19 protein-coding genes and 1 pseudogene are annotated in these 17,679 nt (G+C 34.0%); 9 read left to right on the forward strand and 11 right to left on the reverse strand.

Annotated features, from left to right (window positions below):
• Window positions 1-466 precede the first annotated feature (466 nt).
• Window positions 467-1,318 (forward strand): Rpn family recombination-promoting nuclease/putative transposase, encoded by an 852-nt coding sequence (locus MOC86_RS26005; RefSeq protein ID WP_268586797.1) that lies wholly within the window; start codon window positions 467-469, stop codon window positions 1,316-1,318.
• Between the two features lie 291 nt (window positions 1,319-1,609).
• Here MOC86_RS26005 and MOC86_RS26010 read toward each other — a convergent pair whose 3' ends face one another.
• Window positions 1,610-2,134: a DinB family protein gene (locus tag MOC86_RS26010; RefSeq protein WP_268586798.1), complete on the reverse strand. Its 525-nt coding sequence runs from the start codon at window positions 2,132-2,134 to the stop codon at window positions 1,610-1,612.
• A gap of 451 nt (window positions 2,135-2,585) precedes the next feature.
• Window positions 2,586-3,887 (reverse strand): MFS transporter, encoded by a 1,302-nt coding sequence (locus MOC86_RS26015; RefSeq protein WP_268586799.1) that lies wholly within the window; start codon window positions 3,885-3,887, stop codon window positions 2,586-2,588.
• 789 nt (window positions 3,888-4,676) lie between these two features.
• Between MOC86_RS26015 and MOC86_RS26020 the strand changes: the two genes are divergently transcribed.
• From MOC86_RS26020 to MOC86_RS26040, 5 genes are all read left to right on the forward strand, one after another.
• Window positions 4,677-5,447 (forward strand): SDR family NAD(P)-dependent oxidoreductase, encoded by a 771-nt coding sequence (locus MOC86_RS26020; protein ID WP_268586800.1) that lies wholly within the window; start codon window positions 4,677-4,679, stop codon window positions 5,445-5,447.
• 92 nt (window positions 5,448-5,539) lie between these two features.
• Window positions 5,540-5,878 carry a bacillithiol system redox-active protein YtxJ gene (ytxJ, locus tag MOC86_RS26025; protein ID WP_268586801.1) on the forward strand — a complete coding sequence of 113 codons (339 nt, stop codon included), beginning with the start codon at window positions 5,540-5,542 and terminating at the stop codon, window positions 5,876-5,878.
• A gap of 309 nt (window positions 5,879-6,187) precedes the next feature.
• Complete coding sequence (locus tag MOC86_RS26030) at window positions 6,188-6,859, forward strand: ArsR/SmtB family transcription factor (protein ID WP_268586802.1); 672 nt, start codon at window positions 6,188-6,190, stop codon at window positions 6,857-6,859.
• A 346-nt stretch (window positions 6,860-7,205) separates the two neighbouring features.
• Window positions 7,206-7,868 (forward strand): carboxymuconolactone decarboxylase family protein, encoded by a 663-nt coding sequence (locus tag MOC86_RS26035; RefSeq protein ID WP_268586803.1) that lies wholly within the window; start codon window positions 7,206-7,208, stop codon window positions 7,866-7,868.
• A 100-nt stretch (window positions 7,869-7,968) separates the two neighbouring features.
• A complete protein-coding gene (locus tag MOC86_RS26040) occupies window positions 7,969-9,081 on the forward strand; it encodes a flavin monoamine oxidase family protein (protein ID WP_268586804.1) in 1,113 nt (370 codons plus the stop codon).
• A 439-nt stretch (window positions 9,082-9,520) separates the two neighbouring features.
• Here MOC86_RS26040 and MOC86_RS26045 read toward each other — a convergent pair whose 3' ends face one another.
• The 5 genes from MOC86_RS26045 to MOC86_RS26065 form a co-directional block, all read right to left on the reverse strand.
• Window positions 9,521-9,949, reverse strand: a complete 429-nt coding sequence (locus MOC86_RS26045) for a DUF4181 domain-containing protein (RefSeq protein WP_268586805.1) — start codon at window positions 9,947-9,949, stop codon at window positions 9,521-9,523.
• A gap of 187 nt (window positions 9,950-10,136) precedes the next feature.
• On the reverse strand, window positions 10,137-10,331 hold the full coding sequence (locus tag MOC86_RS26050; protein WP_268586806.1) for a DUF6980 family protein: 195 nt from the start codon (window positions 10,329-10,331) through the stop codon (window positions 10,137-10,139).
• Between the two features lie 459 nt (window positions 10,332-10,790).
• Window positions 10,791-11,234: an EVE domain-containing protein gene (locus MOC86_RS26055; protein WP_268586807.1), complete on the reverse strand. Its 444-nt coding sequence runs from the start codon at window positions 11,232-11,234 to the stop codon at window positions 10,791-10,793.
• On the reverse strand, window positions 11,234-11,626 hold the full coding sequence (locus MOC86_RS26060; RefSeq protein WP_268586808.1) for a rhodanese-like domain-containing protein: 393 nt from the start codon (window positions 11,624-11,626) through the stop codon (window positions 11,234-11,236). Before MOC86_RS26060 ends, MOC86_RS26055 begins: the two co-directional genes overlap by 1 nt.
• Before the next feature lie 21 nt (window positions 11,627-11,647).
• Window positions 11,648-12,067, reverse strand: a complete 420-nt coding sequence (locus MOC86_RS26065) for a MarR family winged helix-turn-helix transcriptional regulator (RefSeq protein WP_268586809.1) — start codon at window positions 12,065-12,067, stop codon at window positions 11,648-11,650.
• Window positions 12,068-12,520: 453 nt separating this feature from the next.
• Here MOC86_RS26065 and MOC86_RS26070 point away from each other — a divergent pair.
• A pseudogene (locus tag MOC86_RS26070) lies at window positions 12,521-13,155 on the forward strand (recombinase family protein).
• Window positions 13,156-13,599: 444 nt separating this feature from the next.
• Here the strand turns inward: MOC86_RS26070 and MOC86_RS26075 are convergent.
• The gene (locus tag MOC86_RS26075) at window positions 13,600-14,118 is read right to left on the reverse strand and encodes a DJ-1/PfpI family protein (RefSeq protein ID WP_268586810.1); all 519 of its coding nucleotides are present in this window, start codon (window positions 14,116-14,118) and stop codon (window positions 13,600-13,602) included.
• Window positions 14,119-14,261: 143 nt separating this feature from the next.
• Between MOC86_RS26075 and MOC86_RS26080 the strand changes: the two genes are divergently transcribed.
• Window positions 14,262-14,642: a winged helix-turn-helix transcriptional regulator gene (locus MOC86_RS26080; protein ID WP_268586811.1), complete on the forward strand. Its 381-nt coding sequence runs from the start codon at window positions 14,262-14,264 to the stop codon at window positions 14,640-14,642.
• A 173-nt stretch (window positions 14,643-14,815) separates the two neighbouring features.
• Window positions 14,816-15,007 (forward strand): transposase, encoded by a 192-nt coding sequence (locus MOC86_RS26085; protein WP_268586812.1) that lies wholly within the window; start codon window positions 14,816-14,818, stop codon window positions 15,005-15,007.
• A 27-nt stretch (window positions 15,008-15,034) separates the two neighbouring features.
• Here MOC86_RS26085 and MOC86_RS26090 read toward each other — a convergent pair whose 3' ends face one another.
• The 3 genes from MOC86_RS26090 to MOC86_RS26100 are packed head-to-tail and all read right to left on the reverse strand — an operon-like array spanning window position 15,035 to window position 17,022.
• A complete protein-coding gene (locus MOC86_RS26090; RefSeq protein WP_268586813.1) occupies window positions 15,035-16,474 on the reverse strand; it encodes a glycoside hydrolase family 32 protein in 1,440 nt (479 codons plus the stop codon).
• 22 nt (window positions 16,475-16,496) lie between these two features.
• Window positions 16,497-16,739 (reverse strand): hypothetical protein, encoded by a 243-nt coding sequence (locus tag MOC86_RS26095; RefSeq protein ID WP_268586814.1) that lies wholly within the window; start codon window positions 16,737-16,739, stop codon window positions 16,497-16,499.
• 4 nt (window positions 16,740-16,743) lie between these two features.
• The gene (locus tag MOC86_RS26100; protein ID WP_268586815.1) at window positions 16,744-17,022 is read right to left on the reverse strand and encodes a hypothetical protein; all 279 of its coding nucleotides are present in this window, start codon (window positions 17,020-17,022) and stop codon (window positions 16,744-16,746) included.
• Window positions 17,023-17,679 lie beyond the last annotated feature (657 nt).

The raw sequence follows: 17,679 nt of genomic DNA on the forward strand, positions 1-17,679 counted from the left end.
CCTATCAAACTTTATTCTAAAGCAACAAACGTACGTAAAAGTATGCTCTTACGGACATGAATTAAATAAAAAGACCGTTATTCAAATTTAGTAATGGTTCTTTCATTGTATAGCAAGTACCTTATTAGAAAAAAGAACAAGCCTGTTAATTAACAATGAATTTGTGCCTTTTTATTGAGTATTACTCAAAGTCAAACGATGTGACAGAGGGTATAGGGTATGGAAAAAGCGAAAGCTGTTAGTCTGAAAAGGCATAGGAAGGCAGAAGAATGTTCGGTATTAATCTTTTATCTCAAATCATATTTTTACAAAATTTGAATTTTGTACCAGTACCCTTAAAGGTCCATTACTTTTTCTATGTAAATCGTCTTCTTAGTTTTGTTAAAAAAACTTAAGATATTTGCATCTACGGCAAGCTATCTTATAAAATAAGATTAAGAAATAACACAGACAGGGAGAGAAATCCATGTCCACGAAATTAGTAAATTTACGAATTGATTTTGCTTTTAAACAATTATTCGGTACTAAAGGAAGCGAAGATATATTAACTGGCTTTCTAAATGCTATTTTAGAAAAATCATTAGATGCATCTATTACATCTCTTCAATTAGAAGATCCCCACCTTCATAAGGCTTACGAGGATGATAAGTTATCGATTTTAGATTTATTAGCAACACTTAATAATGGGACACAAGTAAATGTAGAAATACAACTTCGTAATACACATGATATGATTAAACGTTCTTTATATTACTGGAGTAAATTATACACTTCACAAATGCAAGAAGGGATGCCTTATCGTTCCTTACGAAAAACGATTACTATTAACTTATTGGATTTTATTCTGTTTTCTTCAGACGAAGAGTTTCATACTACAGGTCAGCTATGGAACACACAAAAAAAACGTGTTTTAAGTGATGATATTGAAATACACTTTGTTGAAATCCCAAAACTGATGAAACAGTGGCGGGAAGAAAAGGTAAACCCTTGGGAAAATGCATTTGTTCGTTGGATGCTATTATTACCGGCTCACGAAGATGAACATTTAACACAAACATTGGAGGAGATTGCAATGAATCAAGATCCAATTTTACAAAAAGCGATGGATAAATGGGAAAATATGAGTCACGACTCTTCTTTCCGAATTGCATATGAAGCTCGTGAAAAACTATTACTTGATGAACAAGCTAAGTTGGCTCACGCTCGTGAAGAAGGGAAAATTCAATTAATTCGTGGTATGCATAAAAATGGTATGCCATTAGATGATATCGCAAAATTTACAGATTTAAGTGTGGAAGAAATAAAGAAATTATTATGATAACGTATTAAATCATAGATGCAGCTTTGAAATAAAGTTTTATCAAAAATAGCGAGTGAACCTGTGTTTTACGTCAAATTTAAAGAATCCATTTTGAAAAAAGATCGATCAAAATGGATTCTACAGTTTTGATTACAGATGGATTTTTATAAAAAAGTTTGATCTTTTTAGGGTACGTTTTGTTGAACATTCGCACCCGTTAAAGAAAATACTTAGAAATTTAACTACAATAATCCCCTTTTAAGTATAGAAATATAAAATGACATTTGTACAATGGTTAAGTTAATAAATTTAATGTGATTGAATTTTTTCCTTCCACTGATACAAAAAACGAGGATAGTCCATGTTTACTGAAGTGTAGCCTAGTTGATGAAGCATTGCTGTTATATTACCGCGGTGGTACGTTCCGTGATTGACAATATGCTGAATCATTTCTGCTATACTCATCTCCATATCCCCAATCCATGGGTTATTAAACGGAAAGCTTTTATCAAAGTCCCGTTTTTCCTTTAAAAAGTCGTCAAACCGAGCGTAGAGGTCATCGAATAACGGCTCTACATCCACTAATTTCTTTCCTTCAACTTCTTTAAATCGTTGCTCGTATAACTTCATAGCCTCATCAAAAGGCGCGCCTGCAAATACATCAAGCCCTATTTGATCACCAGCGCAAAGGTGGCTAACTACCTTCGAAATCGAAGGGAAAACGCTTTGAATTTCCTGATGGTAAATTTCCTCTGGAAGTTCTTTTAATCGGTTTAGAATAAGTGAATTTGCCCATTTGTGGTAATCGTACAGTTTAATGATTGAATGCGCCATCTTTAATCCTCCCACTTAAAAATTGATACCTAAAAATGATAAATCCGAAAAAGAAAACTATATACTTATTCTGTTTTATTTTATAAAACCCCTTTTTTAACCAAATTGTCTCCGTTAGCTTAACAAGAAAAGAAAATTTCACTACATGATTTTGATCAAACTTTTTTACAAATTATCAAACTTTGTTTTAAATCCACAATAGAAGCTTTGCGGAAAATTCCGCAAAGCTTCTTATTATGTATGGACAGTCAGGATATTGATTTGAGTTCTCATGTTAATATAAACACTCCGTATAAATAGCTGTTTGTAAAACCCATCCGTAAAAGTGTACTTTTATGGACGCATTCGTAAATAGAACCCTATCTAGGGTAATAAAAAAGAACTTTCCATCGAAAGTCCTTTTTGTCTTTTATTAACTTAATGAAAGGAGAACTACATAAATCATTTCGTATTAAAGTCCTTGATCAATTTTAATTTTATGTTCCTCTTTCCTCCCACGAGCCCATATAATAACAGGAATTAATAGTAAAGATAAAATACCTCCACTTAACGATAAAATGGCATAACTTGAATGAGCAACTACCATTCCAGATAAAGCTCCACCTGAAGCGCCTGCTAAAGCAATCAAAACATCTATAGTACCTTGGGTTTTCGCACGTGTTGACGGTTCTGTCTCATCCACAATTTGAGCCGTTCCACTAATCAACCCTAAGTTCCAACCCAATCCAAGTAAAGAAAGAGCCACAACTAAGAGAACCATCGAATCACTCGGTGCCATAGCTGCTACTAAACCAGCTAAAAGCAGGGTAACTCCTGAAGCAATCGTCATCGCTGTTCGCCCAATTTTATCAATTAAGATTCCTGTAAATAAGGAAGGAAGATACATAGAACCGATATGAAACCCAATTACGATGCCTACTTCACCTAAACCATGCCCATGATGCTTCATATGTACAGGTGTCATGGTCATGATCGCAACCATTACAATTTGAGTGAGGATCATAACTGTGGCCCCAACAGCCACTCCTTTTTTGTTAGTTGATTTCTCAGCATTCGTTAAATTCTTTTGATTGTCACGTTCTTGTTTATTCGCTTCTATGGCTCTTGCTATCAGTAATGGATCTGGTCGAAGCATAATATAAAATACAAGACCAGCTAATATATAGGCAGCTGCTGCTAAAATGAAAGGTCCTGCAAGTGCCGGAACACCAATAGAAAGCGCGAAATCCCCCATCACATTAACTAAATTTGGACCTGCAACTGCCCCAAACGTAGTGAAAACCATGGCCATACTAACCGCAGTCGCTCGTTGTTTTTTATTTGCTAAGTCTGTACCGGCGTAACGAGCTTGTAGATTAGTTGCTGTTCCTGCTCCATAAATAAGAAGAGAAGCAAATAAGAGAAAAATACTATTTATAATGGCTGCAAAAATAACTCCAATTGCCCCAATTCCACCTACTATAAAACCTGTCGCTAGACCAAAGCGACGTCCATATCGTTGTGAAAGCCTTCCAACTGCTAAAGCAGCCCCTGCTGAACCTAGAGTAAACATAGCAGTTGGTAATCCTGAAACTGCATCTGTACCAAGCATTTGTTGAGCAAGGATTGCTCCTACAGTTATCCCGGCAGCAAGACCAGCTCCTCCAAAGATTTGTGAAAGGCCAACGATAAATAATGTACGTTTATATAACCTTTTCCTCTCTTCTGGAGAGTCTATATAACCTTGAATTAAATCATTTGTATGCCTTGTCATATTAAACACCTACTTATATTTTAGTTGTTAGTCAACTGTTTCCAGTTATATACACCTATCTCTATTCTGTCGAACTAATTAAATCCCTTCAATCCCATTCATTTAACATATCGAATTACCCTCCTATTATATTATTAAATTAATCAATTGAATAATTAATGCTAAACCTGAATATACTTTTTTGTCAACGCTAAAGCCTTTATATAAATGGCTGAATTAATAATTTGATTCTTAATATAATTTCCTCTCTATTCAATGAACGATAAGAAAAATATTGGCGAGTCTAATTCAGAAACATTCTAATAAAAATAGTACAGGATGGTTATATAAACACTTGATATCACGCGTTCTTTTATCCGCGCCACCCAAAATGTAAAATTTGAGTATATCCCTTAGATACCTATCTCACATGTAATAAATTTATGACAGAGGAAAAAATATTATCGGTTAAATTACTGTAAGAATAGCTCGCATGAATACTACTCGCCATAAAGAAATGATGTAGTAAGTAAAAACTTAGTTGACGAAATAAAAATCCGATGCTATTATTCAACTATTCAATTGAATAATGATTTGCAAATCATGAATTACCGGTAAATTTTTTAAATCATTATGTACCTATTAGTAGATAGTGCAATTTTAATATATTTAAATCCTATAGATGAATTAGGATGATGCAATCAACTACTGTAAATGATATGTCTATAGGTAAAAATGCACTTAAAAGGATTTTCAATTAGTGATTGATGAAATAACTGAACTAAATAATACAAATGGAGATGAATGATAATGAAATTTGAAAATAAAACGGTCATCGTAACTGGTGGAGGTACTGGAATTGGTAAAGCAACTGCAAAAAGATTTTTTGAAGAAGGAGCAAATGTAATTATTAATGGCCGTCGAGAAAATGTGTTAAAGGAAACAGCTTTAGAGATTGATCCAAGTGGCAAAAAGGTTTTATATGTAGTTGGGGACATTAGTAAAAAAGAAACTTCAGAGAATCTAGTTAAAACAGCAGTAGAAATGTTTGGAGGTGTGGACGTATTAGTTAATAATACAGGTAAATTTAATCCAACACCGTTTCTTGAACATACAGAAGATGATGTACAATCTTATTTAGATACAATTGTAAAAGGAACATTCTACCCTTCTCAAGCCGTTATACCAGAAATGAAAAAACGTGGAGGAGGAGCGATTGTAAATACGGGTTCAATGTGGGCTATTCAAGCAGTTGAAGCAACTCCTTCATCAGCTTATTCAGCTGCAATGGCAGGAAGACATGCTTTAACAAGAAATTTAGCTGTAGAATTCGCTGGCGATGGCATTCGAGTAAATGCCGTAGCACCTGCAGTTGTTGAAACGCCAATCTACAACACTTTTATGTCAGAAGAAGAAGTAGCAGAAGTGTTACCAACATTTAATGAGTTTCATCCAATTGGACGCAATGGTACTCCAGAGGATGTAGCGAATGCTGTCTTATTCCTTGCCGATGATTCATCATCATGGATTACAGGTATTATTATGCCACTTGATGGTGGAATTACAGCTCGCTTAAGATAAAAATAAAAAGTGGGAAACTTCCCCCCTCTATATGTAGTGAATTCTTTATAATACTAGAGAATATTTGCAATTCTTGTAAGGAGGGAGACCGAATGGAGTGGAAGGAAATAAAGACATTAGAAGAATGGGATTCCATCTTAGAAAATTCTATTAAACGAGGACAGGTCATTTTAAAGCACAGTACTACTTGTCCCGTAAGTGCTAATGCTTTACAAGAATACAATGATTATTTAAAGAATACACCAAATCATGATTTAGATTACACTCTTGTGAAAGTAATTGAATCACGCGCAGTTTCTAACAAGATAGCTGAGGATGTTAATGTGAAACATGAATCTCCACAAATTATTTTTGTGAAAGATAAATCTAAATATTGGACGGCATCACACTGGGCAGTCACCACTGAACATATGAACGCCGTATTAAATTAATAAAAAGTAGTAATATCTTTTGGTTGATTTTCACATCGTAATAATTAACTTTGTATCGAACCATAATAATTTAGACATAGTAATATTAAAAAATCTATGCATTGTAATTGATGACATTGTTCGTTAAACTTCTTGAAATTATAGCTAACCTGCAATAGAAAAATAAATCATACAATCATCTTTTTAATTCACATTTAATTTTCTCTTGTAGATTAAGTATGAGCTAATACAATCATTATCTTGTTATTTTTATTTCAACTATAGTATCATCAACAATGTAATCAATTGAATAATAAAGGATGATTAATTATGGAAGAGCTCATTTCTTCTGCAAAAGATTATAAAGATGAAATGTATAAACAGCTATCAAGAGTTGGAAAATGTTTGTCCAGTGACAAACGTCTTGAAATATTAAATTTATTAGTTCATGGTCCAAAACCAGTGGAAAAATTAGCTAAGGATACGGGGATGAGTGTGGCAAACGTTTCACGTCATCTTCAAATTCTGAATGACTCAAGATTAGTTAAGTTTACTAAAAAGGGAACCTATGCTATCTATTCATTGGCAGATCCAGCTATTGCTGATTTCTTGTTTTCCTTATGGCATATTGGTGAAAAACAACTTTCAGATATCAGTCGGATTAAAGAAGATTTCTTAGGTGACTTGGAAGGTTTATATACACTTACGATGGATGAAGTTTATGAAAAACTAAATGAAGGAAATACGATCCTTATAGACTTACGTCCCTCAGATGAGTATGAAGCTGGACATATAGAGGGTTCAGTCTCTTTACCTATGGAAAAATTAGATTCATATCTTCAAGAACTACCGAAGGATAAAGAAATTGTAGCTTATTGTAGAGGTCAATTTTGTGCTTTTTCAGCTATTGCTGCACAAAAAATGAAAGACAAAGGACTTAAGGCTTACCGTATGGCAGAAAGTATTCACGAATGGGAAAAGTATCTGGAACTAAAACATTAATATATAAATTCCGTTTGTAGTAATATAAAGAGCTACTTTTATAGGCACAAAAATATCCCTTTATAATGTCAGTAAGAATGGAAAAAGTAAAGAAATCATACTTTATTGCGGTTCCTACTTAAGAAAGCATTTTATGAGGCATTTTTCACCAATGTAATTCATAAAATGTACGCCCTTTCTTACTGATATGATTCTTATTAATGAATCTTCAAAAATTATATTAGTAACAATTATATAGATCGGTCAGTTTGAGTTTCATTCAAGTAGTTGATATTTTAACCGTATTTTGAATACTCCATATACGTTAAAGTATTAAAACAGACTACTGTAAAAAAGAGTAGATAAAATGAATAAAGATAGCTTATATCAAAAATCATATATTAATCGTTTAGGGGAATTTAGTAAATTATCGAATGAGGCATTTCGTTCCTTTACCAATTTTGATCAAAAAGCCTTATCTCAAGGTAAATTATCTTCTAAACTAAAAGAATTAATAGCTGTAGCCGTGGCTCACGTTACAGGTTGCCCTTATTGTATTGAAGCTCATGTTAATCAAGTCAAAAAACAGGAAGCAACAAAAGAAGAGATGGCTGAGGCTATTATGGTAGCAACTGCGTTAAAAGCAGGATCTGCTTTGGCTCATGGAGTTAATGCGCTTAATGCTTATGATGGAAACAATAATGATGATGAATTGTACAAATCTAATTATATTAACCGTTTAAGCGAGTTTTCTTCTCTACAAAAAGAAACCTTTAGCTCTTTTATTTCTTTCGATCAAAACGCAATGAAAGCAGGGAAACTTAGTGTGAAGGAGAAAGAGTTGATTGCCATTGCGATTGCTCATGTTACCGGTTGTCCTTATTGTATTGAAATTCATGTAAAAGCAGCTAAAAAAGCTCAAGTTACAAAAGAAGAAATGGCTGAAGCTATTATGGTAGCAACCGCATTAAAAGCAGGATCTGCTTTGGCTCATGGAGTTAATGCGCTTAATGCTTATGACGAAAACTAAGCTTTGGGTAACAGTCTGAATTTTCACCTTTAAAGACAGTAAGACACCCATTTTTTGAATGACTGAATTAGAGAATTTTTTTAAGAAAGGAGGAAAGAACATGACTCATCCTGTAATCATTGTTGGAGCTGGTTTAAGTGGTCTTTATGCTGCGTCTCTGCTTACTGCAAAAGGTATCAGCTGTAAGGTTCTAGAGGCTAGAGATAGAATCGGTGGTAGAGTGTTGAGCACTTCTGATTCAAAGAGACCTGACTTAGGAAAATTTGATCTTGGACCGACATGGTTTTGGCCCCAGTACGAGAGGACTATTGCTAACCTAGTCAAAGACCTGGGTTTAGAAACTTTTGTCCAGTACACCAAGGGAGAAATGCTTTTAGAGCGATCGCCTAACACATCACCAGAACGTTATAGACTACCAGAAAACTCTGTTGGACATTCGGTTCGATTCAAAGGAGGCGTTCAATCTCTTATTGATGCTGTTGCAAATACTCTCCCCCCAGGGATAGTGGAGTTAGAAACTCGAGTTACGGCCATTCGACTAGATCAAGAAGGCGCTATTACGATTGAAGCAGTTCTTGCTAATGGGAAGAAAAAAGAAATTTCTGCAAGTGCTGTTATCTTAGCATTGCCACCTCGAATCTTAGCACACCATATTGAATTTTCTCCCTCTCCCTCTGCAACCCTTATTACTGATCTTGTTAGTAAACCTACATGGATGGCAGGACAAGCTAAGGTGGTGGCAGTTTATGATCGTCCGTTTTGGAGAGAATCTGGACTTTCTGGTTTCGTAACGAGCTGGATTGGACCACTGCAGGAAATTCATGATGCGTCTCCTGAAACTGGCTCCGGTGCCCTGTTTGGTTTCTTTGGAATACCAGCAAAGATGCGTCGGGAACTAGGGGAGGATAGCATTTTAAAACTGGTTATGGACCAACTTGTTAGACTCTTCGGACCTTCTGCAAAAAATGTGAGTTCTATCCATTACAAAGATTGGTCTAGAGACTTAGAAACAGCTGTTGAGGAAGATTCCGATCCACTTACAGATTTTCCAAGCTATGGTCCACCCGAAAAAGCAGGAATATGGGAAAAGAAAATCTTTTTTGCTGGTACCGAAACAAATGCACAATTTGGAGGGCACCTTGAAGGTGCACTGCAATCAGCTGAACAAGTAGTTTCTGAAATCACTCATTTAAAGCTATCTGATAATAGATAGAAAATGATTGAATAAAGCTAACTTGTCTCTTTATTCAATTATGCAATTAAATAATTTAATCATTTTTCTGAACAATAAACATAGCATAGAATCCCGTAGTATCATTAGTAAAACTAGTTAACATAATAGATCTTATCGGAAATAAAAAATCTAAGGATTCTTATACTTCCTTAGATTTTTTATTTATATAGAGTTCGATGGTAGTTATACCTAACGAAACGCCAAAGGCTGTTGAAAAGGCTGTTAGAAAATTGATATGAGGTTTAAACAGTATATCGCTGATTAAATTACTGATAAAAAAGATTGAAAAATATATAAAGAATTTTAAAATAGCTTTTTCAAAAATGCACCTTCCCGTCCTTTCCCTTACTAGTTCCTTATACGTTGCTACATTAACCTAAAGGACCCTTTACTTCAATAAATACTGATTGTTTATTATTTATAATAATCCAAAAAAATCAGTCTTGAATAAGATAAAGAACAATATAAGAACAAATAGTAGTTCACTAATGGTTAATTTATAAGCATTAGGGTTTTTTGCATACTTTCTCTCCATAACGGCTCTAACCGTTTCGGAAACCACAATAAAAATAAATAAGACCGCCCACGATTGTAAAAACCAAAACCAATCGGTCGAATCTCTGCTCATGTTTATAATAAATCCTAATAAAATACTAGCTATCGTAATAATTCTAATGGTCCAATCCATTTTTTTATGTTTCTCATTAACATGGTTATATGAAAAGAGTTTCTTTCTCTCCACTTTTAGCCATTTCCTCATGATGGTATTAAACAAAAACCACAATAATAAAATAATAGCTAATAACGATATTAATCTTAGCCCGAAATTAGGCTCTATGCTGTACATAAATGGCTCCTCCTATTCTTCCCCTTACAACTTTCTTATACGTTGCTGTATTATTTTGGTTTCAATTTTAGTTTACATAAAATGTATTCCAGGTAGTGAAAAAGAGCAAGTTCGGTTAATGATAACGAACTTGCTCTCTTCTATTTAGGTATATCACGCCATACTAGATTTATTATGTATAGTAATTTTATAATTTCTTACCACACCATGGACAAAAATACATTTCAATAGTGGATGAACCCCCATCATGAACAATTAATCCATAGTCATTATGCTTGTCATCAAATAAAATGAGATGATCAGGACACTCAAATGGCGTTTTATGAATGTCACACTTAAAGTTTGCATGATATTCCATATCGTCACAACAATGTTTTTTCATATCTTCTCTCCTAGATTATATATATCAAATGATTATACTATTAATATAGTAGAAACTCGTTTAATTTGGATATATAAACTCAGCTGAAATAATAGGCATTAAGGACCTTCAATTTTATATTCAATGGAGGATTGTTTGTAAAAGAAAAGATAAATGCAAAATACGGCCCCATATTTCTCTGTTTTTATAGTGACAACTACTATAGGGTTGTGGGAGTAACCTCTACATTTGCCACAAATCCCCTTGTTGCTAGTTTATTTCCTTTCCCCTTAAAAGAACATCTTTTTATTCTGTTTTCAAGTTTTCTTTCGAAATGGAAAACGACCCCACACCTACCACAACCGCCCTTGTCGTACCTTTAACAAGGGTACAACTATATAACTGTATATGTACATAAAGCTATAAACTTGTCCGGATTACTCATGGATTCCCAAAAAGCGAAAAGAAGATTAGAACAGTCTAATCTCCTTTCATCTCTGTCATTTCTTCTTTGATGACTTTAAAATCATCTTCACTTATTTCCAAGTGGCCAAATCGAAACGAATAACCCCAATACTTCTTATTTTGAATAAAAGAGAGCTGTGAAATTAAAGGATGAATAGATGTTTCTGTACACTCCATAAAATCTATCTTTCTTCGGAAGGGTATAAAACCATTTCCCATATCAAATTGAAAGATATGATCATCAACCACACGTCCTATAGTCGTAAATTTTTGATACGGAGTACTTTCATTAAGCTGTACCTTTGGAGAATAATAAATGATCCAATCGCCCGTCCTCATCTTTTTTAAAGGAGCTTCCTTACCATGACAAAGTTGAGCAAAACCGCCTTGAACTCCCTTCATCACATGATCGTGAGAAGCTACTCCAATCCAATACCTTATATTGTTTTGTATGTCCATCAACATCCACAATGATTGGACGGGTAATTATCTGGAGTTGACGTTGAAACTGGAAAGTTCATTTCCTGCCATGCGGCAATTCCCCCCGTTAACTCTTTTACGTCATACCCCTGTTCCAATAAAGATTTGGCAACTTTAGCAGCTGTATTGCACCAAACATCCCAACAATACACGATAATCTCCTTGTCTTTTGGGATTTCACCTAAACGGTTGGCTAATTCTTGTTCGGGTATGATATGGGCATCCTTAATGGTTACACTTCTTACATGAGCAGGGCCATTCCTAACATCAATTAAAAAGTATTGTTCCGGATTCATTTCCTTTGCTTTTATGTAATCCATGGGGCTTATAGTCGCTTGAAGACGTGCATTAAAATAATCCAGTGCGTTCATTTGGTATAACCTCCTGTTTTTTTATAATGACTTCCAAATTCTAATCAAAAAATCTTTCAGCAATTGTCTTTCTTGCTGATTTAAAGGCGTTAAAACTTCTGATTCTACATCGGTTAGAAATTCCCAACGTGAATTTAGTACTTCCTTTCCTTTTTCCGTAATTAAAAGACTATAAGATCTTCGGTCATTAGGGTTCTTGGTTCTCTCCACAAATCCTAACGTTTCCAAATGATCAATATGACTGACCATCGTCGTTCGATCAATTTGTAGGTTGTCAGATATGTCTTTTTGAGAAGAGTATGGATTTTCCTCAATAAATAAAAGAACGCCATATTGTCTTGAATTGATGTTAAAAGGAACCAGTCCTTCAGCAAATTTGTGTTCCATTTGTTGAAGAGCCTTTCCAAGTAAAAAACCATAAGATTGATTCCATTTATTCATTTTAATTTCCACCCCCTTATTTAATCAGTTAAATATATAATCAGTATAACTGATTAAATAACAGAAGACAAGTAAATACTTATAGTGATTTGCTAACATAACAACAGCGGACTTCGTTGTAAGTATTTACCAAAATATTGATTGAGAGAAGTCAAAAATTGCAAACCAATTAATTAGCAATAATTTGGCACTTTTCTCTTTTATGAACGAGCATAACTCCCCTATCCATTAATTACCTTTTCACTCCACAAAAGGTAAATACAACCATTCAGTTCACAAAGTGAACGTCCATAAAAGTTTACTTTTGCGGACATTTCTTTTTTATTAGAAATCTAGCATTTTCATTGTTCGTTTAAGTTTAAAATCAAATTACGAACGTCCTATGGAAAACATATACTTTTACGAACGTTTCTGACAAAATAATAGGGAAAGAAACACAAAATGAGTATAAAAATGGAAAATGGAAAATTTAGATACATACGAGTAAGCAACCGAGATCAAAATGAAGGTTGTCAACTTTAATCCATGGAGGAAGCTGGAATTTCTCCTCGGGATATTTTCATTGATAAGCAAAGTGGAAAAATTCCATTCAAGAACAGTATCAACTGATGAAATGAATGATTCGTAAAGGTGATATTCTTTATATTCATTCCCTAGATCGCTTTGTCCGTAATAAGGAAGGAATTTTACAGGAATGGACTGCCATTACAAAAAAGATTGAGGCAGACATTGTGGTCTTGGATATGCCACTGTTGTATACCACTCAGTATAAGGATAGTTTAGGAACCTTTATTGCTGATCTTGTTTTGCAGATTCTTTCTTGGATAGCAGAGGAAGAAAGGGAACGAATTTGAAAAAGGCAGCGTGAGGGAATTGATTTAGCTTTGAAAAATGGAACAGTTTTTGGACGACCGAAAGCTCAAGTTACAGAAGAATTCAAAGAAGTATATGATTGTTGGAAAACAGGAGAGATAACAGCTGTAAAGGCTATGGAAGAATTAGATATTAAAAAGACCACTTTTTATAAGCTGGTTAAAGAACATGAAAATGATTTAAAAAGTACTAATATAATAGAAGAAACAGTCTAAAAATGCAAATGAATACGAACTACTTACTCCTATGCGTTTTCCTCGATAGGGAATGATTGCTGAAGATTAGGACCTTCTGAATTTTGAATCGAATGGGTAAAATATAAGGCGATATAGTTTTTTATTTCGTTGAAGAGCGATTCTCAAGCATGCTTTTTAGAGAATTTCTTTTTTATGTAATTTACATGAAATTATTGAAGAACTGTCATTAATAGTTAGGTTCTTTTATGATTTTGATAACGTTTCTAATAATTTTAAGTGGTGGAACGTTAAACAAACGGGCCATAGAATTGAGTAAGAAATTCCAAACTATTTTTTTAAAAGAGCAACCATGGTTCTCTGAAGATACAAACGTTAACACATCAAACTATGAAAAGAAGCCGTCCGGAATAAATTTCGAAGGGCTTCATATTCAAACAAGTTTTTCACATTTAAATTTAAGAACTAACTTAAGGCTTCAACCAGATTATTTCCAAATTCTTCCGCACCATCCGGTCCATCGCCTGTAATAATATCATCATGTGCTACGACATGTTTTTCAACATATTCTACGTTATTAGATTTTAATTCGTTCTTTTGTACGTCAACTGGGTAGCATGTTGCTTTTCGACCAGTAAGTAAACTTGTTTTAGCTACAGTTACAGCTCCTGCACAAATTCCTGTTACAAGAACATTTTGTTTATGAGCTTGTTTCAAGTAGCTTAGTAATTCTTTATTTTCCCATAGATGATCATTTGTACCAGATCCCCCAATGACAGCAATAGCATCATAATCACTGGATGAAACCTCAGAGAAGATTACTTCAGCGTTTGTCTTGCCTTGATAGTCACCAGTAATTTCACCTGTTTTTGTGCTTGCAATGGTTACTTCAACCCCTGCATTTTCTAATGCTTCTTTAGGTTTAAATAATTCATCTTCATTAAATCGTTCTGGTGGTATAATTAATAACGCTTTTTTACCCATAAAAGTTTGCCCCCTAAAGTAGAGTAATATTTGTATTTAAGACTATTTCATTCTACTGATGGTTTTCTATATTGTGAAGAATGCACTTTTTTGTACGGAGGTTACCAAACGGTTACTATTATAAGAAAAGGAGCTAACTCCCTATGTCAAATACATTGAGAGAAGAAATTAAAGAGAGAATATTAAATCATGATTATCATTGTGAAAAAGAACTTACCTTATCGATTATTAGTGGAAAATGGAAAGTGGTAATTTTGTGGCATTTAGGTGTAGAAGGTCCACATCGCTTCAGCGAACTCCAAAGACTATTCTCAGGAATATCCCATAAGGTATTAACAAACCAATTACGTGAACTGATAGAAGATGGAATTGTTCATAGAGAAGTGTTTCCAGAAATTCCTCCAAAAGTCGAATATTCAATGACTGAGCTTGGAATGACATTGCTACCTATCGTTGAGATGATGTATGAATGGGGAAAAAAACGAATAGATCAAATTAAACAAGAAAACAACTATTTTGAATAAAAAAATAACGAGATCATTTCCAATGATCTAAATTGCCTGTTCTGTTAGCAAAAGTTATATTGAATATAAAAAAGGATATTTGGTTGTATAAAAAATCTCGACTTATTTCTTACTTATGTGGAGATGATACGATAAACTGGACACTAAATTAAGAGGAAAAGGTGATTCCGTTTATGAGTAGAAAAGTCTATGATTGTCAATTTAAAATCGCTGCAGTTCAGTTGGTGCTGGAAGAGAACATATTTGTAAAAGAGGTTGCGAAAGAATTATCTATCCATCCTAATACTCTATATCGTTGGATAAGTGAATATGAAGAATATGGGGAGGTACTCCCCTTTTATGTTCTCAAAACCCTGGGCGCGTAAGGACTGAGAGTTATGAAATTGATTCAATTAATAAATTGTAGAAGTATTCATAACTTTTAGTTTTAAGTATTCTAAATGAACATGATTGTCAGTCCACAAACGCAATCCATCTGAGCTAAGTTGAGGGAAAATTAAATTGCTCAAAACGTATTCTCCATCATTTATAAATATCTCAATAGTACTATTGTCCACCAATATATCTAGTTTTATCTTTCCTTCTCTCGGTTCAACTTTAATCTTCTGTTGCCTTGTAAATACCTCTCCTAATTCAGTAAATCCACTTTGACTACGATCAAATATAAATTCTTGAGTGGTCTTGTCATAGATGATATCTACATGTTCATTGTTTCCATCTCGAAACGCTAAACCAAATTTACCTAAAGTTAAATCTGCCACATCAATTTTAGACTCAATAGAATAAGAGATTCCGTGAAAATCCTTAAAAATATTCTGTTGATTGCTATAAACTGTCACTCCCTCAAAGGAAACAATTTCATTAAAGTGGTCTTTTAAATTCCACACAGGAGTTTGAATTAATTTCATTCCTGTTGAAGTAGATTGCAAACGTAGCTCTCTGACGATGCTGGCATTCCCTATAAAAGTATCCCATGGGATTTGTCTTACGTATTCCCAGTTACTCATCCAAGAGCTAAAATATCTATAGTTCCCATTTGCGTAAGGAGCGTCCCAAGTGACTCCCGCATAAGAATCTGCTCCCTGCTCTAACCACGTAACATCTGTCTCAGGTATAAACGATGTTCCGTCGAAATTTCCCACAAAGTAACATGAGCCTGTTGTATGCCCGTAATTAAATCCGTTTCCGCCAACCATAAGTACCCATTTTTTATTGTTAGGATTGTCATCTACGTTGATCTCGAACAAGTCAGGGCATTCAATTGTACCTATATCTTTTCTTATAAATGATGAAACATATGTCCACTCTTTTAAATTTGTAGATGTATAAAACCCAACTTTATCTCCCTCTGCCATTAATAAAACCCATCTTTGAGTAGGCTCATGCCAAATAACTTTAGGGTCACGAAAGTCTGATTGACCTGTTGGATTATACATGACTGGATCAGTTCCATAATGTGTAAAACTATTTCCATTGTCTACACTATACCAAAGGTGTGTACATTGATATGTAGGGTTTGGCATAGTTACAAGTGCTATAAGGGCATTGTTTCCAAACCCAGCAGTATTATCTACATCTATAACGCAACTTCCTGTCCATGGATCACCAGCACTATCTTTATATTTTTCAATCGCAACAGGTTTCCTCTCCCAATTAACAAGGTCTACTGATACTGCATGTGCCCATTCTGTTCCATTACCTCCCCACGAATAGTCCTTGTTATAGAGGTAATACAAATGATGTTCACCATTAATATAAATTGGTCGTTGAATGTCGTTCATCCATTCTTTTTCTGGGGTTAAGTGGTATTTCGGTCTATATTGTTCTGTCATATAATTATCTCCCTTTCATTGTTTATTCAGAAATTAACTCATACGTCTCTTCAAAAATATCCTTTCTAACTGCCCAACGTTCACCTTTAACTCCTGTTACTATGTAATCATCTTTATTAAATGTTAACTTACCTTCTAGCGTTTGTATGTATGGCTTCACAGGATGTCCGTTTTCCTCATCGTGCACCTTAATAAAACCATCTTCCATTCCCTTTTTATATTGTTCTGCCTCAATTGGTATTGGTTTCTTAATATATTTACTCATCTGTTCACTCCTTTATTCTCTTAACAACTTTAAACTTAACTTCTTCTTTATCATACATGCCACTGTTAACTACATAATCAGTAAACAATTCTTCCATATATAATAAGTTTCCGAATCCGTATGGCTTACCATTTATGTACAGTGGAGTTAGTATAGTTTCATGGACACCACCTATACTCGTCCTTGTCGTTATCGTAATCGCAATGGCTGTGGTAGGAGTTGGAGCTGGACGAAGCAAATATATACTGGAATCGAAAAAGGTGGCACCGTAATGACTTTCCACAATATAGTCATAAACCTAACCACACCCATCACAAATGCCCTTGTTGTACTTTTATAAAAACTCAACATATGATGGTTAGTGTATAAATACTATGGAAATCTAATTCGTATAAATGAGAAAATCCTTTGCTATCGATGAGCAAAGGATTTTTTGGGACCGTCAATAATTTTATATAAATATGAAATTCCTTCCCTTAATTCCGTTATAAACGAGTTCGTTTGAAATAGGAGTTATTTTTTGATGAAGTTTATTTAGGAATAACAAAAAGAGTAAATTCTTTCCGCCTAAAGAATTTACTCTTCTTTTATCATCCGTTTATGATACCTAGATTTTGAGATGAGTTTTGATACAGAAATAACGGTAAATTAGAGAAAAAACTACCTATTTGTAAAATATCCCAAAAATCGTGGTTTTTGAGACATATTCTTGTAAAGATAATAAAAAAGATCTCGAGATAAAAAAGTAAGCCCATCGAAAATTAAAGTAGTTGAAAGTTAAAAAAAGTTACAATAAATAAAGTAGTGAATAACCATAAGAATATGATAATAATGAGGAAAATCCTCTTGATTCTTCGCCTTTGAATGACCTTATAAACTACTATGAAAATAACTGTGTAGATCCCAGTAATCGTAAGGAAGGATAAAAACATATATAACA

It is taken from the genome of Priestia endophytica (assembly GCF_026790145.1).
In the GTDB taxonomy this organism is placed as follows: domain Bacteria; phylum Bacillota; class Bacilli; order Bacillales; family Bacillaceae_H; genus Bacillus_I; species Bacillus_I endophytica_A.

Coding starts and splice junctions, on each gene's coding strand:
- MOC86_RS26030 (WP_268586802.1), top strand. CDS start 6,188: ATGGAAGAGCTCATTTCTTCTGCAAAAGATTATAAAGATGAAATGTAT.
- MOC86_RS26045 (WP_268586805.1), bottom strand. CDS start 9,949: ATGTACAGCATAGAGCCTAATTTCGGGCTAAGATTAATATCGTTATTA.
- MOC86_RS26010 (WP_268586798.1), bottom strand. CDS start 2,134: ATGGCGCATTCAATCATTAAACTGTACGATTACCACAAATGGGCAAAT.
- MOC86_RS26090 (WP_268586813.1), bottom strand. CDS start 16,474: ATGACAGAACAATATAGACCGAAATACCACTTAACCCCAGAAAAAGAA.
- MOC86_RS26085 (WP_268586812.1), top strand. CDS start 14,816: ATGAGTAGAAAAGTCTATGATTGTCAATTTAAAATCGCTGCAGTTCAG.
- MOC86_RS26075 (WP_268586810.1), bottom strand. CDS start 14,118: ATGGGTAAAAAAGCGTTATTAATTATACCACCAGAACGATTTAATGAA.
- MOC86_RS26065 (WP_268586809.1), bottom strand. CDS start 12,067: ATGAATAAATGGAATCAATCTTATGGTTTTTTACTTGGAAAGGCTCTT.
- MOC86_RS26060 (WP_268586808.1), bottom strand. CDS start 11,626: ATGAACGCACTGGATTATTTTAATGCACGTCTTCAAGCGACTATAAGC.
- MOC86_RS26035 (WP_268586803.1), top strand. CDS start 7,206: ATGAATAAAGATAGCTTATATCAAAAATCATATATTAATCGTTTAGGG.
- MOC86_RS26055 (WP_268586807.1), bottom strand. CDS start 11,234: ATGGACATACAAAACAATATAAGGTATTGGATTGGAGTAGCTTCTCAC.
- ytxJ (WP_268586801.1), top strand. CDS start 5,540: ATGGAGTGGAAGGAAATAAAGACATTAGAAGAATGGGATTCCATCTTA.
- MOC86_RS26040 (WP_268586804.1), top strand. CDS start 7,969: ATGACTCATCCTGTAATCATTGTTGGAGCTGGTTTAAGTGGTCTTTAT.
- MOC86_RS26080 (WP_268586811.1), top strand. CDS start 14,262: ATGTCAAATACATTGAGAGAAGAAATTAAAGAGAGAATATTAAATCAT.
- MOC86_RS26015 (WP_268586799.1), bottom strand. CDS start 3,887: ATGACAAGGCATACAAATGATTTAATTCAAGGTTATATAGACTCTCCA.
- MOC86_RS26005 (WP_268586797.1), top strand. CDS start 467: ATGTCCACGAAATTAGTAAATTTACGAATTGATTTTGCTTTTAAACAA.
- MOC86_RS26050 (WP_268586806.1), bottom strand. CDS start 10,331: ATGAAAAAACATTGTTGTGACGATATGGAATATCATGCAAACTTTAAG.
- MOC86_RS26020 (WP_268586800.1), top strand. CDS start 4,677: ATGAAATTTGAAAATAAAACGGTCATCGTAACTGGTGGAGGTACTGGA.
- MOC86_RS26095 (WP_268586814.1), bottom strand. CDS start 16,739: ATGAGTAAATATATTAAGAAACCAATACCAATTGAGGCAGAACAATAT.